15 protein-coding genes are annotated in these 16583 nt (G+C 65.1%); 3 read left to right on the top strand and 12 right to left on the bottom strand.

The genetic code is table 11. The features are described 5' to 3' along the window. Positions 1 to 208 precede the first annotated feature (208 nt). Together AUL38_RS06845 and AUL38_RS06840 are read right to left on the bottom strand one after the other, a co-directional pair. On the bottom strand, positions 209 to 856 hold the full coding sequence (locus tag AUL38_RS06845) for a response regulator transcription factor (protein WP_059060435.1): 648 nt from the start codon (positions 854 to 856) through the stop codon (positions 209 to 211). After that, positions 837 to 2114, bottom strand: a complete 1278-nt coding sequence (locus AUL38_RS06840) for a histidine kinase (protein ID WP_083506670.1) — start codon at positions 2112 to 2114, stop codon at positions 837 to 839. The genes AUL38_RS06845 and AUL38_RS06840 overlap by 20 nt, the downstream gene beginning before the upstream one ends. 124 nt (positions 2115 to 2238) lie before the next feature. Between AUL38_RS06840 and AUL38_RS06835 the strand changes: the two genes are divergently transcribed. Genes AUL38_RS06835 through AUL38_RS06825 form a run of 3 tightly spaced genes read left to right on the top strand, consistent with a single transcriptional unit; the run spans position 2239 to position 5235 of the window. After that, positions 2239 to 3069, top strand: a complete 831-nt coding sequence (locus AUL38_RS06835) for an ABC transporter ATP-binding protein (protein ID WP_201023703.1) — start codon at positions 2239 to 2241, stop codon at positions 3067 to 3069. After that, positions 3066 to 4415, top strand: coding sequence for a hypothetical protein (locus AUL38_RS06830; protein WP_059060431.1), 1350 nt, complete (start codon positions 3066 to 3068; stop codon positions 4413 to 4415). The genes AUL38_RS06835 and AUL38_RS06830 overlap by 4 nt, the downstream gene beginning before the upstream one ends. A 34-nt stretch (positions 4416 to 4449) precedes the next feature. Continuing rightward, the gene (locus AUL38_RS06825) at positions 4450 to 5235 is read left to right on the top strand and encodes a class I SAM-dependent methyltransferase (protein ID WP_059060429.1); all 786 of its coding nucleotides are present in this window, start codon (positions 4450 to 4452) and stop codon (positions 5233 to 5235) included. Between the two features lie 72 nt (positions 5236 to 5307). Here AUL38_RS06825 and AUL38_RS06820 read toward each other — a convergent pair whose 3' ends face one another. The 10 genes from AUL38_RS06820 to AUL38_RS06775 all read right to left on the bottom strand — a co-directional run bounded on the left by AUL38_RS06820 (position 5308) and on the right by AUL38_RS06775 (position 16515). Continuing rightward, positions 5308 to 6690: an MFS transporter gene (locus AUL38_RS06820; protein ID WP_059060427.1), complete on the bottom strand. Its 1383-nt coding sequence runs from the start codon at positions 6688 to 6690 to the stop codon at positions 5308 to 5310. A 17-nt stretch (positions 6691 to 6707) separates the two neighbouring features. Continuing rightward, complete coding sequence (locus tag AUL38_RS06815) at positions 6708 to 7781, bottom strand: UDP-phosphate alpha-N-acetyl-D-fucosaminephosphotransferase (RefSeq protein WP_235590639.1); 1074 nt, start codon at positions 7779 to 7781, stop codon at positions 6708 to 6710. Further along, on the bottom strand, positions 7778 to 9574 hold the full coding sequence (locus tag AUL38_RS06810; RefSeq protein ID WP_059060425.1) for a nucleoside-diphosphate sugar epimerase/dehydratase: 1797 nt from the start codon (positions 9572 to 9574) through the stop codon (positions 7778 to 7780). Before AUL38_RS06810 ends, AUL38_RS06815 begins: the two co-directional genes overlap by 4 nt. Positions 9575 to 9759: 185 nt before the next feature. Continuing rightward, positions 9760 to 10953 (bottom strand): elongation factor Tu, encoded by a 1194-nt coding sequence (tuf, locus tag AUL38_RS06805; RefSeq protein ID WP_059060423.1) that lies wholly within the window; start codon positions 10951 to 10953, stop codon positions 9760 to 9762. A gap of 163 nt (positions 10954 to 11116) precedes the next feature. Next, a complete protein-coding gene (gene fusA, locus AUL38_RS06800; RefSeq protein ID WP_059060421.1) occupies positions 11117 to 13231 on the bottom strand; it encodes an elongation factor G in 2115 nt (704 codons plus the stop codon). 96 nt (positions 13232 to 13327) lie between these two features. Next, a complete protein-coding gene (gene rpsG / locus AUL38_RS06795) occupies positions 13328 to 13798 on the bottom strand; it encodes a 30S ribosomal protein S7 (RefSeq protein WP_059060419.1) in 471 nt (156 codons plus the stop codon). Then, positions 13798 to 14169 (bottom strand): 30S ribosomal protein S12, encoded by a 372-nt coding sequence (gene rpsL, locus AUL38_RS06790; protein WP_059060402.1) that lies wholly within the window; start codon positions 14167 to 14169, stop codon positions 13798 to 13800. The genes rpsG and rpsL overlap by 1 nt, the downstream gene beginning before the upstream one ends. Positions 14170 to 14432: 263 nt before the next feature. Next, a complete protein-coding gene (locus AUL38_RS06785; protein ID WP_369795296.1) occupies positions 14433 to 15065 on the bottom strand; it encodes a spermidine/putrescine ABC transporter substrate-binding protein in 633 nt (210 codons plus the stop codon). A gap of 5 nt (positions 15066 to 15070) precedes the next feature. Then, positions 15071 to 15553 (bottom strand): hypothetical protein, encoded by a 483-nt coding sequence (locus AUL38_RS06780; protein WP_059060400.1) that lies wholly within the window; start codon positions 15551 to 15553, stop codon positions 15071 to 15073. Between the two features lie 2 nt (positions 15554 to 15555). Then, positions 15556 to 16515, bottom strand: coding sequence for a hypothetical protein (locus tag AUL38_RS06775; protein ID WP_083506669.1), 960 nt, complete (start codon positions 16513 to 16515; stop codon positions 15556 to 15558). Between the last annotated feature and the right edge of the window lie 68 nt (positions 16516 to 16583).

The following is a 16583-nucleotide window of genomic DNA, read 5'->3' as shown; positions in this document are numbered from 1 at the left end:
GCGTCTTCTCGATTGCGCAGCTCTGTTCACAAGTCTCATCTTTCGTGGTCCACCGAACGTTTACCGAGACATACGATAACCACAAACTGAGGCACAATAATGACACACCGGTGGTATTTGTAAGGGCTTCGACAACACGAAATCTTCGGCCGTTCAGTCTTCTAGAGAGATCCTCAGGACGCTGCTGCGCCATACAGCGCAACGCGCCCTACCGCGCGTGCAGGAACGTGAGGATCGCGCGCACCCGCCGGTTCTCGTCCGCGGGCTGCAGCCCGAGACCCGCGAAGATGTTCCCGATGTGCTTACGCACGGCGGCATCACTGATGAAGAGCTTCGTGGCAATCTCGCGGTTAGCGGCCCCCTCGGCCATGAGCGCAAGCACCTCGCGCTCCCGCGCGGTCAGCGATTCAAGCGGCCCGGGCCGTTCCTGCCGGAGGAGGTGCCTCGTTACCTCGGCATCGATGACCGTGCCGCCGTCGGCAACGGTCTCGAGGGCCTGCCGGAAATCTGCGACGCGATTCACTCGTTCTTTGAGCAGATAGCCGACTGCTCCCTCGGGCAGCGTGAGGAGATCCCGAGCGTAGCGGTCGGCGACGTACTGCGAGAGCGCGAGGATCGGTTGCCCTGGAGACATCGCCCGAATGTCCAGCGCCGCGCGCAGCCCGTCATCGGTGCGGGTCGGCGGCATTCGAACATCCGTGATGACCAGGTCTGGGGCTGTCTCCAGTGAGCGATACCGCGCGATGAGGTCAGGGGCATCGTGGGCGGTCGCGACGATCTCGTGGCCGAGCCGTTCGAGCAGCGCTCCCAGTGCCTCCCGGAGCAGGGCGGCGTCGTCAGCGAGCAGGATCCGCATCTCCCACCTCCCCATGTGCACTCACCGTGGGCAACGGGAACTCAAGGGTGAGCACCGTTGGTCCGCCGACGGGGCTGTGCACCGCCAACTGTCCGCCCAGCGCTTCGGCCCGCTCACTCAGGCCTCGCAGCCCGGTACCGCCCGCAAGATCCACGCCGCCGTGCCCGTTGTCGCGCGCAACAACCGTCGCGCGGTGTGCATCGGCGGCAAGCGAGACGACCACGCGCGGGGCCGCCGTGTGTTTGGTCGCGTTCGTGACTGCCTCTGCAACGAAGTAGTAGGCGGCCGTCTCGGCCGCTGGCGGGAGTCGCGGAAAGCCATGATCCTCGACGCGGACCGGCAGCACGCTGCGGCCGGCCAGCTCTTCGAGCGCCGCCGCGAGTCCACGGTCAGACAGCACGGCGGGGTGGATCCCCCGGACGGTGTCGCGCAGTGCGACAAGCGCCCGCTCGGTCTGCGTCTGTGCCGCCCCGAGCGCCGCGCGGGCTGCGGGAATCTCACCACTCGCGAGTTCGAGTTCGAGTAGCCCCAGGCGCGCGGCTATCGCCACGAGCTCTTGCTGCACGCCGTCGTGCAGGTCGCGCTCGATCCGCCGACGTTCCCGATCGTGCGCGTCGACGATCGTCGCACGCGACCGTGTGAGGGAGGCGACGCGCTCGTCGATCTCCGCCGCTCGCGGGGCTGTGAGCCATCGGATACACCCGCCGTGAAGCGCAGCGATGAGGCCGTTGAGGTAGGCGAATAGGGCAAGGGCGAGCAGCGCGAGCAACGCCATCCGCCACCACTGCCCGCCGTCGGGCGCGAGCGTCACATCGCCGAAGAGGGTGAGCGCCGTGCCCGAGCGGGCGACCACGATCGGTGCCGCGATGAGCACCGCCAGTGTCAGCACCTCGAAGAAGAGCACGGTAAGTGACACGACCCCAAAGACGAGTCCAGTCAGCAAGGAGAGCACCTCGCGCCAGGTCGCTGGCTCGGTCAACCGGATGTTCAGCCAGTGGCGCCGCTCCTCCCGGGGCACCTGCACGTGACCGCTCGCCTGCCTCGGGAGCCCGAGCAGCTGGAGCCTGCGACGATCCAGCGCCGCGAGCAGGATCGCCCAAATCGGGAGCAGCAGGAGCGTCACCACGATGAGTGCGAGCAGCACCGCCCAGATGATGGCGCTGGTGAACACAAACACGAGCGCAACCCACGGCCAGCGCGAGAGCAGGAAGCGCCACGGCGGCAGCATGAGTGCGTGCCATACCGTCCGCGTAGTCATATCTCCAGCGTACGCGGCGGGACGCCGGGTACGCGTTGCCTACGCACAAAGGTAGCGCCAGGGATACCCCTTGCCTCGCCCCTCGGCGACTGCGCATTCACCGGCGAGGAGCTGTACTGGCTGAGTGAACTCCTCAACGCACGTCCCATACCCGTTGCCGTCAGCACTCTTCAGTGAGGGGCGGCCAATCCCCCAGCAGCCCACCTCCGCGCCGGACGCGCCGCTCCAGCATGCCTCCCCGCTGCTCCAGGGCGTTGCGGTGTCGAAGAGTTTCGCGGTGAATCGGGGCACGGCAATCCCCGTACTCCGCGGCATCGACGTGCGGGTCGCTCCCGGTGAGATGGTGAGCATCGTCGGCCCATCGGGATCGGGCAAATCAACGCTGCTGTACTGCCTCGCGGGCCTCGAGACTCCGGACAGTGGCGAGGTCTATTTCGACGGGATCCGCACCGACGCTCTGTCAGCAGCCAAGCTGGCCCGGCTGCGGCGCGACCGGATCGGTTTCGTCTTTCAAAACTACAACCTCATCCCGTCGCTCAGCGTCGGCGAGAACGTGGCGCTGCCGGCACGGCTTGCCAGACGTCGGGCCCCCGATGTCACCGCTGCGCTGTCACAGGTCGGCCTGCTGGGGCACGCGCGGAAGCGCCCGGGCGCGCTGTCCGGCGGCGAGCAGCAGCGGGTCGCAATCGCCAGGGTGCTCGCGGCGGCCCCGCAGCTCGTCTTCGCCGACGAGCCAACGGGAGCGCTCGACACGGTCACGGGTGGACAGGTCTTGGACGTGCTGCGCGGCTACGCTGCCGGAAACACCAGCGTCGTATTGGTCACTCACGATCTCGCGGCGGCTGCACGGGCCGACCGGACAATCGTGCTCCGTGACGGCGCAGTCGTCATGGAATTGCGGGGCGCGGGCGCGGGCGAACTTCTCGCGGTGCTCGAGAACGGCGCGCGCGCATGATTCGGCTCGCGGCCGCGGAGCTTCGGGCCGGCTGGACGACCTGGGTGGGTGTAGTGATGGTCGCCACCGTTGCCGCGCTCGCGTGCGGTGTTGCGATCAGCCTGCTGGAAACCGGCCTACACGCCGGCCCCGAATACCTCGAGGGGTTCTCGGGCGGGACCGCCGCGATCCTCATGTTCAGCGCACCGGCCGCAATCGCGGTGACCGCGGCGGTTGCCCGGCTCGCAGTCGATCTTGGCAGGCCAACCTACGCCCGCTGGCAGCTCGCGGGCGTCGCACCGGGGCAGACCGCGCTCGTCGTTGGAACGCAGCTCGCTGCCGCGGGCCTCGCTGGTGGTGTACTCGGCTTCGGTGCGGCAGCCGCGCTGGCGGGCCCCGTTGTACGGGCCGCGTTCGAAGACGGAACGGGCGGATACGAGAGCATCCCCGTCGTCACCGGCCCGCTCACCGCCGCCATCACGATCCCGGCCGCAATGGGGCTGGTCATGCTCGGCGGGCTCAGGGCGGCTCGGGCCGCGGGCCGAACACCGCCCCTCGCGGCGCTGCGCGAGCCAGAAACCCACGCGAAGCGGATGCGATGGTGGCGGTGGATCGCGCTCGCAGCGGCCCTCGCAGGGACCTGGTGGTACTGCACGGTCCTGTTCCAGGCACGCGACACCACGAACCTGCTCAGCTGGGTTCCCCTCTTCCCGGTTGTCCTCACTGTGCTCGTAGTGACCGCAGGGCCGCTGCTGTTCCCGCTCGTGCTCCGCGGCTGGACGAGCCTCATCCCGGCGCGGGCCTCGGCGTCGTGGCACCTCGCGCGCCACCAGGCGAGATACCACCTCAGCCGCTCGACCGCGTCCATCACTCCGCTGTTCACCGGCACCGCGATCCTCGGGGGCCTCTTCACGATGTCGGCAACGCTCGACGCGTCGATGCGAGCGGGCGGGGAACGCGGCGTGACCCTGGGTATTGCTCAGGTCATGATCATGATCGGCGGGCCCGTGCTGCTCGCAGCGGTGGGGGCCGCGGTGGTCATCTTCATGAGCAACCGCACCCAGGGCGCTGAGCAGGCGTTGCTGCTGGCGACCGGCGCCTCATCGGGGACCGTGCTCGCGACCGCCGTCTGGCAGGCGGTCATCCACGTGGTCACCGCGACGCTACTCGCCGCTGCGGTGCTCGTGGCTACGGCGCTCGTGAGCGCCGCGGCCGTTGGCCGCTTCGTACCAGCGATCCCCATCGTGAACGCGGGATATGCGCTGGCGCTTGCGGGTGTGGGCCTTGCACTCACACTCGCCGCAACCGCACTCCCCGTCGCCGCACGCACGCGGGAGCCACTCGCGGCTCGGCTCGCCGCGGCATGAGCCGAAGTGCCTGTGCCATTGCTAGCCTGAATCTATGACCGACACTTCACTGGTGAACCGCTACCGAAGCCTCGCCGCACGCGTCTATCAGGCGGACAAGCCCATCGGGCGATCCTTCGGCGACGTCGAGCTCTACTCCGAACTGCTCCGCGGTACGGCGGGGCCGATCCTCGAGCCGGCGGCGGGGAACGGCCGCGTGCTCATCCCGCTCCTCGCGGCCGGACGGGAGATGGTCGGCACCGACCCCTCGGAAGACATGCTGGATCGCTGCCGCGCCGAGTGCGAATCCCGCGGACTCGCGGCTGCGCTCTCGGTCGGCCGCTTCGATACCGTCGATGCCGAGTCCGAGTATGCCGCGGTCGTGATCCCTGCCGGGTCGATCCAGCTCGTGCTGGACCCCGCCGCGACCCGCGAGATCGTGGCCGGTTTCTTCCGCGCCCTGCGCCCCGGCGGGCGCCTCATCCTCGATCTTGACTCGCTGCACGCGCTCGCGGAAACTGCCCCGTGGGCGAAGTCGTGGCAGGACGGAGACGATCTCCTCACGCTCACCGCCGTGTCCGAGTCTGTCGATGTCGTCGCACAGACCACGGTCGCGCAACTCCGCTACGAGCGCTGGCGCGACGGGGTGCTCGACACCACCGAGCTCGAGCAGTTCGCGCTGCGACTGTGGGGCGTCAACGAGATGTGGCTGCTGCTCGAAGCCGCGGGCTTCGCGGAGGTGCGGATCCACGCTGGTTACGTTCGTGACGCCGCCATCGACGCGGACACCCGCGTCGTGACGCTCGAGGCAGTCAAGCGCGAAGCACCGCTCGATCACTGACGGGATTCCACAACCGCGAGGCGGCTCCCCGCTGCATGAGCGGCGCCGGGATGGGCGCCGCCGGATACCCGGTTAGCCTTCCTCGAGCGCCTTCCCGCGGTACTCGACGAGCCCCCAAGCAGCCACGGCAGCAATGATGAAGAACACCGCGAACACGGTGAAGGTGAGTCCAGCGCCACCGGCGACAAGCATCACCGGAACGAGCAGCGGCGCGATGATCGAGGCGACCCGCCCGAACCCTGCCGCCCAGCCGGCTCCGGTGCCGCGGAGCGACGTCGGATAGATCTCTGGCGTCACCGCGTAGAGCGCGCCCCAAGCGCCGAGATTGAAGAACGACAGCGCCATTCCGGCACCGATGATCGCACCCTCGACCTCGGCCGTGCCAAATGCGACAGCGGACGCTGCGGAGCCGACGAGGAACACGGACAGCGTGAGCCGCCTCCCCCACTTCTCGATGAGCCACGCTGCGACCGCGTAGCCGGGGAGCTGCGCGAGCGTAATGAGCAGTGTGAACCCGAAGGAGCGCACGAGCCCAAAGCCCGCGTCGACGAGGATGCTCGGGATCCAGATAAACGCCCCGTAGTATGCGAAGTTCACGCAGAACCACACCGCCCAGATCGCGGCTGTGCGGGTGCGGTACTCGGGCGCCCAAATTGCCGCCAGGCGGTTCTTCACCGGCGCCGCAACAGCAGTATCGGGTGCACCGGTACCCGATCCGTGCTCGGCGGGTGGGACGTTCGCGGCGGCGGGAGTGCCGCCGGTGAGGCCGGCCGATTCCTCGAACTCTGCAACGATCTGCTCTGCCTCGGCGGTGCGCCCCCGGGACGCCAGCCACCGCGGTGACTCCGGCAGCCCGAGGCGAACCACGAGCGCGTAGATCGCGGGCACCGCGCCAATCACAAACGCCCAGCGCCAGCCGTTCTCAGACGCGGGAACGACGAAGTACCCGATGATCGCTGAGGCTGTCCAGCCCACCGCCCAGAAGGCTTCGAGGATCACGATGATGCGGCCCCGGATACGGGCCGGCGCAAACTCCGAGACGTACGTTGAGGCGACGGGCAGCTCTGCGCCAAGACCCAGGCCAACGATAAACCGGAAGATGAGCAGCAGGCCCAGGCCGCCCACCAGCGCGCTCGCGCCCGTTGCGAGGCCGTAGACGAGGAGCGTGATTGCGAATACCTGGCGGCGGCCGATCCGATCCGCGAGGAGACCGCCCAGGCTCGCGCCGATCGCCATCCCGAGGAACCCAACCGAGGCGATGAGCCCGCCCTCGCCCTTCGTCAGCCCCCAGTGCTGCGTGAGCGCCGCGATGATGAACGAAATCAGCCCAACATCCATCGCATCCAGCGCCCAGCCGAGGCCGGAACCTGAAAGCACACGCAGGTGCTTCCGGGTAAACGGAAGCGCGTCAAGGCGCTGAGAAACGGTACGGCTAGTTGCACTCACAGGGTTCATCCTATGAGGCCGCTGGGTTATGCCGCGAACTTCTTCGCGAGCAGGCGCGGTGTCACCTGGTACAGCACGACAAGGGCGAGACCACCGACCAGCAGAAGCAACCACCAGATTGGGGCGACAAAGAACGATGCGAGCCCCAGCAGCGAAGCGGCGAGCGTGAACCCCGCGTTGATCGCCGACGCCGCGACGTGCGGCATCCCGAGCTGCTGCAGCCGCTGGTACGCGTGCTCCTTATGGGGCTCGTCCCACTTGTGGCCCTTCCGCATCCGCTTCACGAGCGTCGTGCCGACGTCGCCGAAGTAGATCACCATCGGGCCGATCGTTGCGAGGATCGGGACACCGGCGACGAAGGCCGCGAAACTGGTGATCGCGACCGCACCGCCGAGCAGATAGCTACCAACATCTCCGAGAAATGCCCCCGGTTGTGACACGTTCCACGGTAGAAAGCCGGCGAAGCCCGCAGCAAGGATCACTCCCATGACCAGCAGCCAGCCGTGGCCGCTCAGGGCTCCCGCCGCCGCGAAGGCGAGCCCGGCAATGAGTCCGTGGAGCCCACTGATGCCGTTGAGACCATCCATAAAGTTCGCCACGTTGATGTAGCTCGAAATGAAGAGGACGCCGTAGACGCCGAGCACCAGGACGAACCACAGCGGCAGGGTTCCGACGTCGAGCCCCGCGTTCTCCGGCAGCGGCAGCGTGCGCGCGAGCCAGAGCAAGACAACCGTCGTCGAGACAGCGATGAGAAGGAGGATCGCCGAGCGCACGGGCACGCTGATCCCTCGGAGATCCTCACTGAAGCCGAGCAGCCGGGCGCAGAGCGAGCCGAGTGTCACAATGAGCATGAACTTCCAGGCCGGGGCCTCAGGATCCGCGACTGCGGACGTAGCGGTTGCCACTCCCCCCACAGCCGTCATCGCTACGAGGACAGCGAGCCCGAGCCCGCGAAGGATCGGACGCTCGTGCGAGGAGCGCTCGTTCGGCACGTCCATCACCCCGAGTTTGACGAGGAGCGGGCGCACCACGACAGGCAGTATGAGACTCAAAACCAGGGTTGCGACGCCCGCGATCGCTGCGAACACGGTGATGCTCAATGAATCCGCCCCTCGGCTTCACGGGTGAGGTCGAGCCTGGCCACCCACCCATCGTGGTCAAGAATGTCCGGACTGATCACGCCGATATGGGCATGCGAGATCTTCGGGTGGAAGGGACGTTCGTTGCCTTCCCCGTCGCCGGTGAGCACCTCGTGCAGCTTCTCGCCGTGCCGCAGTCCGGTGAACACGATCTCGATGTCCTTGCCTGACTGGGCGATCATGCGCTTCGCGACGTCGAGGATGCGCACGGGCTCCCCCATGTCGAGGATGAGCACCTCGCCCGGACGCCCGATACCGCCAGCCTGGATGACAAGCTGGGAGGCCTCGGGAATTGTCATAAAGAACCTCGTGGCCTCCGGGTGGGTCACCGTGATCGGGCCACCCTTTTCGATGAGGTACCGGAACGTCGGCAGCATCGAGCCGCGGCTTCCGATGACGTTGCCAAACCGCACCGAAAGGTACCTGCCGCCTGTCTGCCCGGCCATCCAGCCAGTGAGCTTCTCGGCGACACGCTTCGAGTGACCAAGCACGCTGGTTGGGTTCGCGGCCTTGTCGGTCGACACGTTCACGAAGGTTCCGACGTTCACCGAGCGCGCCGCGTTCAAGACGTTGAGCGTGCCGACCACGTTGGTCTTCCAGGCTTCATCCGGGTACTGCTCGAGCATCGGCAGGTGCTTCAGCGCAGCGGCGTGGAACACGACTTCCGGCCTGCGCTCCTCAAAGATCTCGCGCAGGGTCACCTCATCGCGGATGTCTGCGAGGACCACATCGTTGGTGTCGAGCAGTCCGTGGCCCGCGATCGAAATCTGCACTTCCTGGAGGGCGGTCTCATCGCGGTCGAGCATGATGAGTTCGCTCGGCGCAAAGTTGATGAGCTGACGGCAGAGCTCGGAGCCGATCGAGCCGCCGGCACCCGTCACCAGGACACGTTTTCCCTGCAGGTAGTCGGCGATGGACTCGGTGTTCAGCCGCACCGGGTGCCGCCCGATAATGTCTTCGATCGCCAGCTCACGCACGTTCGAAATCGCCGCAGAGTTGTCGAGCAGCTGATTCAGCGGAGGCAACACCATGACATTCACGCCGAGCCGATCCGCGTCTGCGTCAAGGCGGCGCAGCATCGCAGCGTCGGCGTCGCCGATGCACACCAAAATAGCCGTCGCGCCCGTCGCACGCACAACCGTATCGAGGTCGCTGATCCCGCCGAGCACCTTTACTCCGCGAACCTCTTGGTGGCGCTTTGCTGGGTCATCGTCGAGGAAGCCAACGGGAAGATACTCGGACTTCGCATCGGTCAGGAGCCGCTTGGCGGTCTGCACCCCGAGATACCCGGAGCCGTACAGCAACACCCGCTCGGCCCTCGCGGGCTTCAGGCTGCGCTCAGCGAGGATCCGCAGGATATAGCGCGCGACCCCCATGAGCGAGAACGTAATCGGTGCGGCGATCACGAGCGTGCTCCGAGGAATTCCGTTGCCGTAGCCTACGAGGAATGCGAACACCCAGGTGAGAGCCGTCACTGCCGTGACGTTGAAGACCACGGCACGCACCTCGTCGAAGCTGCCGATCTGGTACCGGCTGCGGTACACCCAGAACGCCCAACCACCAAGCAACTGCAGTGCCGCGGCGACGCCGATCACTGCGAGGGTCCACCCCCAGTGAATCCGCGAGAACGCGAAGTCAAAGCGCAGCACCAGCGCGATGATGATGCCGACCGCCCACGCCATCACGTCGAGCAGGTATAACCCACCGTACGTCTCGACGAAGTGTGCAAACCGGCCACTCGCTGGCTTCCGCACGCGCCCTCCCGTGTGTCTGTGGGCACTCGCCCCGGAAACGAACGGCGTAACCCGATCGTTAGGAATAGATTCAAGGATAGCGCGCGCTGGGCACTCTCCCTGTCCCCGCGCCCCGGAAGACACAAAGAACCCCGGGGGTTTCCCCCCGGGGTTCTTCAGGTAGTCAGAGACTACACGGCTGCGACTTAGGAAATAACCTTGGTCACCGTGCCGGCGCCGACGGTGCGGCCACCCTCACGGATTGCGAAGCCGAGGCCATCCTCCATAGCGATGGGCTGGATCAGCTCAACAACCATGTCGGTGGTGTCGCCGGGCATAACCATCGGCTTGTCCTCGGGCAGCGTGATAACGCCGGTCACGTCAGTCGTACGGAAGTAGAACTGAGGACGGTAGTTCGTCTCGAACGGGTTGTGACGGCCGCCCTCTTCCTTCTTCAGGATGTAGGCGGTGCCCTCGAAGTTGGTGTGCGGGGTGATCGAGCCGGGGGCTACGACAACCTGGCCACGCTCAACATCTTCACGCTTCGTGCCACGGAGCAGGAGGCCACAGTTCTCGCCAGCCCATGCTTCGTCGAGCTGCTTGTGGAACATCTCGATACCGGTAACGGTGGTCTTCTGCGTGGGGCGGAGACCAACGATCTCGACCTCAGAGTTGATCTTCAGGGTTCCACGCTCGGCGCGGCCCGTAACAACGGTGCCACGGCCGGTGATGGTGAAGACGTCCTCGACAGGCATGAGGAAGGGCTTGTCACGGTCACGGACGGGGTCCGGAACGCTGTTGTCGACAGCTTCCATGAGCTCGAGGATGGACTTCGCCCACTTCTCGTCGCCCTGGAGTGCCTGGTAGCCCGAAACGCGGACGACGGGAACGTCGTCTCCGGGGTAACCCTGCTTCGAGAGCTCCTCGCGGACCTCCATCTCGACGAGCTCGAGGATTTCCTCGTCGTCGACCTGGTCGCACTTGTTGAGTGCAACGAGGAGGTAGGGAACGCCGACCTGCTTCGCAAGGAGGATGTGCTCCTTGGTCTGCGCCATCATGCCGTCAGTAGCAGCAACCACGAGGATTGCGCCGTCCATCTGAGCAGCACCGGTGATCATGTTCTTGATGTAGTCAGCGTGGCCTGGTGCATCAACGTGCGCGTAGTGGCGCTTTTCGGTCTCGTACTCAACGTGCGAGATGTTGATGGTAATGCCGCGCTGGCGCTCCTCGGGTGCGGAGTCGATCTGGTCGTAATCGCGCTGGACGTTCGTTGCCGACGGGAAATGGTCTGCAAGAGTCTTCGAGATTGCTGCGGTAAGAGTCGTCTTACCGTGGTCAACGTGACCGATCGTTCCGATGTTTACGTGCGGCTTGGTCCGCTCGAACTTGGCCTTCGCCACTATGGTCCTCCTCAGGACAGTCATGTGCCGCAATCCTCTTGACGGTTTCGAGAGGGTACGAGCACAGGGTGTGTACTTAATGTTACAAGCTCTGGTCTATCTACGCGACCTGAGCCGGGTGATCTGTGGCGAAGCGAGCCTCGCCACAGATCAAGAGGCGAAGTTACTCGCCCTTAGCCTTCTGAACGATCTCATCGGCCACGGCCTTCGGCACCTCAGCATAGGAGTCGAAGGTCATCGAGAACACTGCGCGACCGCTGGTCTTCGACCGGAGATCACCAATGTACCCGAACATCTCTGAAAGCGGAACCAGCGCGCGGATGACCTTTACGCCACTCGCGTCTTCCATTGACTGGATCTGGCCACGGCGGGAGTTGAGGTCGCCGATCACGTCGCCCATGTACTCCTCAGGAGTACGAACCTCAACGGCCATCATCGGCTCAAGGATAACCGGCTGCGCCTGGCGAGCTGCTTCCTTGAATGCCATCGAGCCCGCGATCTTGAACGCCATTTCAGACGAGTCAACATCGTGGTACTGGCCGTCGAGGAGCTGCGCCTTGACGCCGACAACGGGGAATCCTGCGAGGATGCCGTACTGCATGGCGTCCTGGATACCGGCGTTGACCGAGGGGATGTACTCGCGAGGAACGCGACCACCGGTCACCTTGTCCTCGAACTCGTAGATCTTGTCGCCCTCAACCTCGAGCGGAGCAATCGCGATCTGCACCTTTGCGAACTGACCGGATCCACCGGTCTGCTTCTTGTGGGTGTAGTCGTACTTTGCAACGGTCTTGCGGATCGTCTCGCGGTACGCAACCTGCGGCTTGCCAACGTTTGCCTCAACCTTGAACTCACGCTTCATGCGATCGACAAGGATGTCGAGGTGGAGCTCGCCCATACCCGCAATAACGGTCTGGCCGGTCTCTTCGTTCTGGCTGACGCGGAAGGTGGGATCCTCTTCCGCGAGCTTCTGGATAGCCGTGCCGAGCTTCTCCTGGTCACCCTTGGTCTTCGGCTCGATGGCCACTTCGATCACGGGCTCGGGGAAGGTCATCGACTCGAGCACAACCTGCTCGTTCGGATCCGAGAGGGTGTCACCGGTGGTGGTGTCCTTCAGACCGATAACCGCGTAGATGTTGCCGGCCATGAGGTCGTCAACCGGGTTCTCCTTGTTGGCGTGCATCTGGAAGATCTTTCCGATGCGCTCCTTCTTGCCCTTGGTCGAGTTGATGACCTGGGCACCGGAGTCGATGCGACCCGAGTACACGCGAATGTAGGTGAGGCGACCGAAGAACGGGTGCACTGCAACCTTGAACGCGAGTGCCGAGAACGGCTGGTCAGCCTGCGGGAGACGCTCGATGACGATCGACTCGTCGCGCGGGTCGTGTGCCTCGATAGCACCAACGCCGAGCGGGTTCGGCAGGAAGTCAACAACCGCGTCGAGCATCGGCTGGATGCCGCGGTTCTTGAAGGCCGAGCCACAGTAGACGGGGTAGATCTCGTTGTTCACGACGAGCTTGCGGATGCCGCCCTTGATCTCCTCGATGGAGAGCTCTTCGCCACCGAAGAACTTCTCGAGCAGCGCGTCGTCAGTCTCGGCGACGGTCTCGACGAGCTTCGCGCGGTACTCCTTCGCCTTCTCGACGAGGTCCGCGGGGATCTCCTGGGTCTCGTAGTTCGCACCGAGGGTGACGTCACCCTTCGAGTCGCCCTCCCAGACGAATGCCTTCATCGACAGCAGGTCGACGACGCCGATGAAGTCAGCCTCTGCACCGATCGGCAGCTGCATGACGAGCGGCTTTGCACCCAGACGGTTGATGATGGTGTCTACGGTGAAGTAGAAGTCAGCACCCATCTTGTCCATCTTGTTGACGAAGCAGACGCGCGGAACGCCGTACTTGTCAGCCTGACGCCAGACGGTCTCCGACTGGGGCTCGACGCCCTCCTTGCCGTCGAACACTGCGACAGCGCCGTCGAGCACGCGGAGCGAGCGCTCCACCTCGACGGTGAAGTCAACGTGGCCGGGGGTGTCAATAATGTTGATCTGGTTGTTGTTCCAGAAGCAGGTCACGGCGGCCGACGTGATCGTGATGCCGCGCTCCTTCTCCTGCTCCATCCAGTCAGTCGTTGCGCCACCGTCGTGGGTCTCGCCCAGCTTGTGGTTCACACCCGTGTAAAACAGGATGCGCTCGGTGGTGGTGGTCTTGCCGGCATCGATGTGGGCCATGATGCCGATATTGCGGACCTTGCTCAGGTCGGTGAGCACGTCTTGTGCCACGGGGTTCTCCTCCGGGGTGGGGATTTAAGAGTGTGGGGCGCGGGCTGAGCCCGCAAGTGAGAGGTGGATCGTGAGATCCACCTCTCACTCAGATGACTACCAGCGGTAGTGAGCGAACGCGCGGTTCGACTCTGCCATCTTGTGCGTGTCCTCGCGACGCTTCACCGCGGCGCCAAGGCCGTTCGATGCGTCGAGGATCTCGTTGGTGAGACGGTCGGTCATCGAGTTCTCTCGACGAGCCTTCGCGTAGCTGGTGAGCCAGCGCAGTGCGAGAGTGTTCGCACGGTGCGGCTTAACCTCAACGGGCACCTGGTAGGTCGAGCCACCAACACGACGCGAGCGTACCTCAAGGGTGGGGCGCACGTTGTCGAGTGCCTTCTTGAGTACGACCACGGCATCCTGGCCGCTCTTCTCAGCAACGACCTCGAGTGCATTGTAAACAATGCGCTCAGCGAGGCCCTTCTTGCCGTCTACAAGGATCTTGTTGACGAGCTGGCTCACTACGGGTGAGCCGTATACGGGATCAGCGACGACGGGCCGCTTTGGAGCAGGTCCTTTACGAGGCATTACTTCACCTTCTTTGCACCGTAGCGGCTACGAGCTTGCTTGCGATCCTTGACCGCCTGCGTGTCGAGCGCGCCGCGCACGATCTTGTAACGAACACCGGGGAGGTCCTTCACACGACCACCGCGCACGAGCACCATCGAGTGCTCCTGCAGGTTGTGGCCCTCACCGGGGATGTAGGCCGTGACCTCGGTACCGTTCGAGAGCTTCACACGAGCGACCTTACGCATCGCCGAGTTCGGCTTCTTCGGGGTGGTGGTGTACACACGAGTACACACACCGCGCTGCTGGGGGTTCGCCTTCAGTGCGGGAGCCTTGGTCTTGGAGACCTTCGGCGACCGCCCCTTGCGAACCAGCTGCTGAATAGTAGGCACTGATTCTCCTAGTAGGTCCTGCACGGTGACAGGAATGCTTCATCTGGTCGAGCATTTGCGCGAGCTTGCGCACGCGCGGAGCTGCTGAATTCCGGGCCGGAGCCGAGATTCCGAGTGCAGCTATGCCGTGGGGGTTTCTGCTCTGGGAGCGAGTGACCCTCGATGCTCTCCCACTGCGTTCGCGCACGCGCGAGACAGGTGGAGTGCACCAAGGAATAACCTTACGCGGTGTGGCGCATACGCGCAAGGGTCTGGGCTCACAGTTAGGCGGGTGGTTCGAGGTGGCGCGAGAGCTCATCGAGCATCGCACGCACCTGCGGCTCCACGAAGCGGTCAATCGCGGAGACGATGCGCGGTCGATGCCCCAGCAGCGCAAAGCACACTTCGTTACCGACGTCGGCCGCGCGGAGGTCGGCAAGCTCGATTTCACGACGCAACTGGTCTTTTTCTTGCTGGCTCAACGGGGGCCGCGGGAGTGGCGGCTCAGGCTGCACGTCGGCGGCCAACCCCGCAAGGGTGAAGAGGAACGGTTGCCCGGCTTCCGCCGGCTCAGGGTCCGGATCCAAGCCGTCATACTCCGGGTCAAGTCCTGCCGCGGGGTCGTAGCCCCCAACGCGCCACATGTCGGCTCCGCTGAGTTCCGAGTGGAGCATCGGGAGATGTTCCTCCGTATACTCCTCGACGAGTCGGTCGACAATGCGCTGCACGCGCGACACGAGCGCGTGCTTTACCTGGTGCGGGGTCCCCTCTGGAATACCAGAGGCGACAAGCACCGGCGAGCCAGTGCATCGACGGCACAGCCGGGTGCGGGCGCGGTACGCGGCGGGTTCCCACTTCGGTACCCATTCAAGCCAGGCGTCAACAGCTCTGTTGACGCGCCCGTCGATCCGACCCACCAGGTTCACTCCTGGCCCTCACGACGCTCCCACGGCCACTGCGGCGTCGGCCTGTCGGTGTAGATGCGGCGGGCAAGCACTCCCCAGAACAGCACTACAGCGAGGGCCCACACCGGCATGAGGATGAGCGCAAACGGGCTAAACCATGTTTCCTCAGTGGTCAGATCAGCGAGGATCCCGGCAAGCCCCCACAGCAGATAGATACTGAAGGTCGCGCCGAGCACAATCCCCCAGACCGGTCGTTTGTTTCCCCGGAGCAGCGAGAGCGCCTGCCGCCACAACAGCACGCCCAGCAGCCCGAGCCCGAGCCCGATACTCAGCACCCCAAACCACAGCGGAACATCGGAGGTTTCGATGGGCTCGCGACCCAGCGCCATGCCGAGGAGCCCCCAAGCGGCGACAACAAGTGCTGCTGTCACCACCAGCGTTGCTCCGAGAAGCCCGAGGACGTACCCTCGGGTCACGCCACGCTTCGCGCCCTCGGCCATGTCTACTTCGCCCGCACCTCGGCGAGGGCGGCCTCGTACTCTTCGAGGGCCGCAGCGTTTCTTGCGGTCATGCGACGCCCGCGGGCACCGATCCACGCTCCGAACCACACCGCAACCTCGCGGGCGAGGATCGCTGCCCCGAGCGTCGGCAGCGTGAACGCGAACTGCCGTGCCGTCGCGAGGAAGCCGTTTACGCCTTCGGCTGGCACGAGCGGTCCACCGGTCAGGGCGAACGTCGCAGACGTTGCCACCCAGACGACAACGCCAACGAACAGGCTAAAGATCACGTAGGCCCACCAGCCAGCCCGACCAAAGATCAAGACGAGGATGGACAGCCCGACAAAGAACCCGACAACACCCGCGATGAAGCCCCAGGAGGTAATCCACGGGAGCAGTCCCTCAGTGAGGAAGGTCGATGGTGGGAAATCCTGGGCGATCCGAGCGGCAATCAGCCCCGCGTACAGCAGCGCGAACGCGAGCGTAGCGAGCAGCGCGATGAGCACGCCTCCCGCGCGGTTACCCTTCAGATCCGGCGGCATCGGCGACTGCATGTACAGGGCCGCCATCGGATGGTCGGCGCTGATCCGGATCTCTCCGTCACGCGCAGGGTCGGCGAACTGCACAGCGGGAGCCACAACCGGCTCCGCAGCGGCGGACGGTAGTTCTTCGACGACGGCGATTCGCGGCCCGGGAACGTCAAGGTCGAGCTGCGTGTCTACGCTCGAGGACTGCTCGCGGTGCGCCTGTTCAGAGAGCGCGGTCGCGCCCGCGACGACAGCTGGCTTCTCCCCTACCGCTGAGTCGACCACGGTGCCGTCTGCCTCGACGACAATCACGTCGTTCGCGGCGTCATCGGCATTCGAGGTCGCGCGAACGACTGCCTCTTGGACTGCGGTGTCAGTCGCCGTTTGTTCCTCGACCGGCGCGCCGGGATCGACGGGAGTTTCGCGCTCATCGCTCATTGGTTCACCTCTCGAGTGCCTTGCGTTCTGTCGCCACGATACAAGCTATGCGCCAGAAATGGGCCCTC

It is taken from the genome of Leucobacter sp. G161, from assembly GCF_001482305.1.
Classification (GTDB): Bacteria; Actinomycetota; Actinomycetes; order Actinomycetales; family Microbacteriaceae; genus Leucobacter.
Note: the sequence above shows the minus strand (reverse complement) of the source record. Positions and strands in the feature narration are given on the sequence as shown.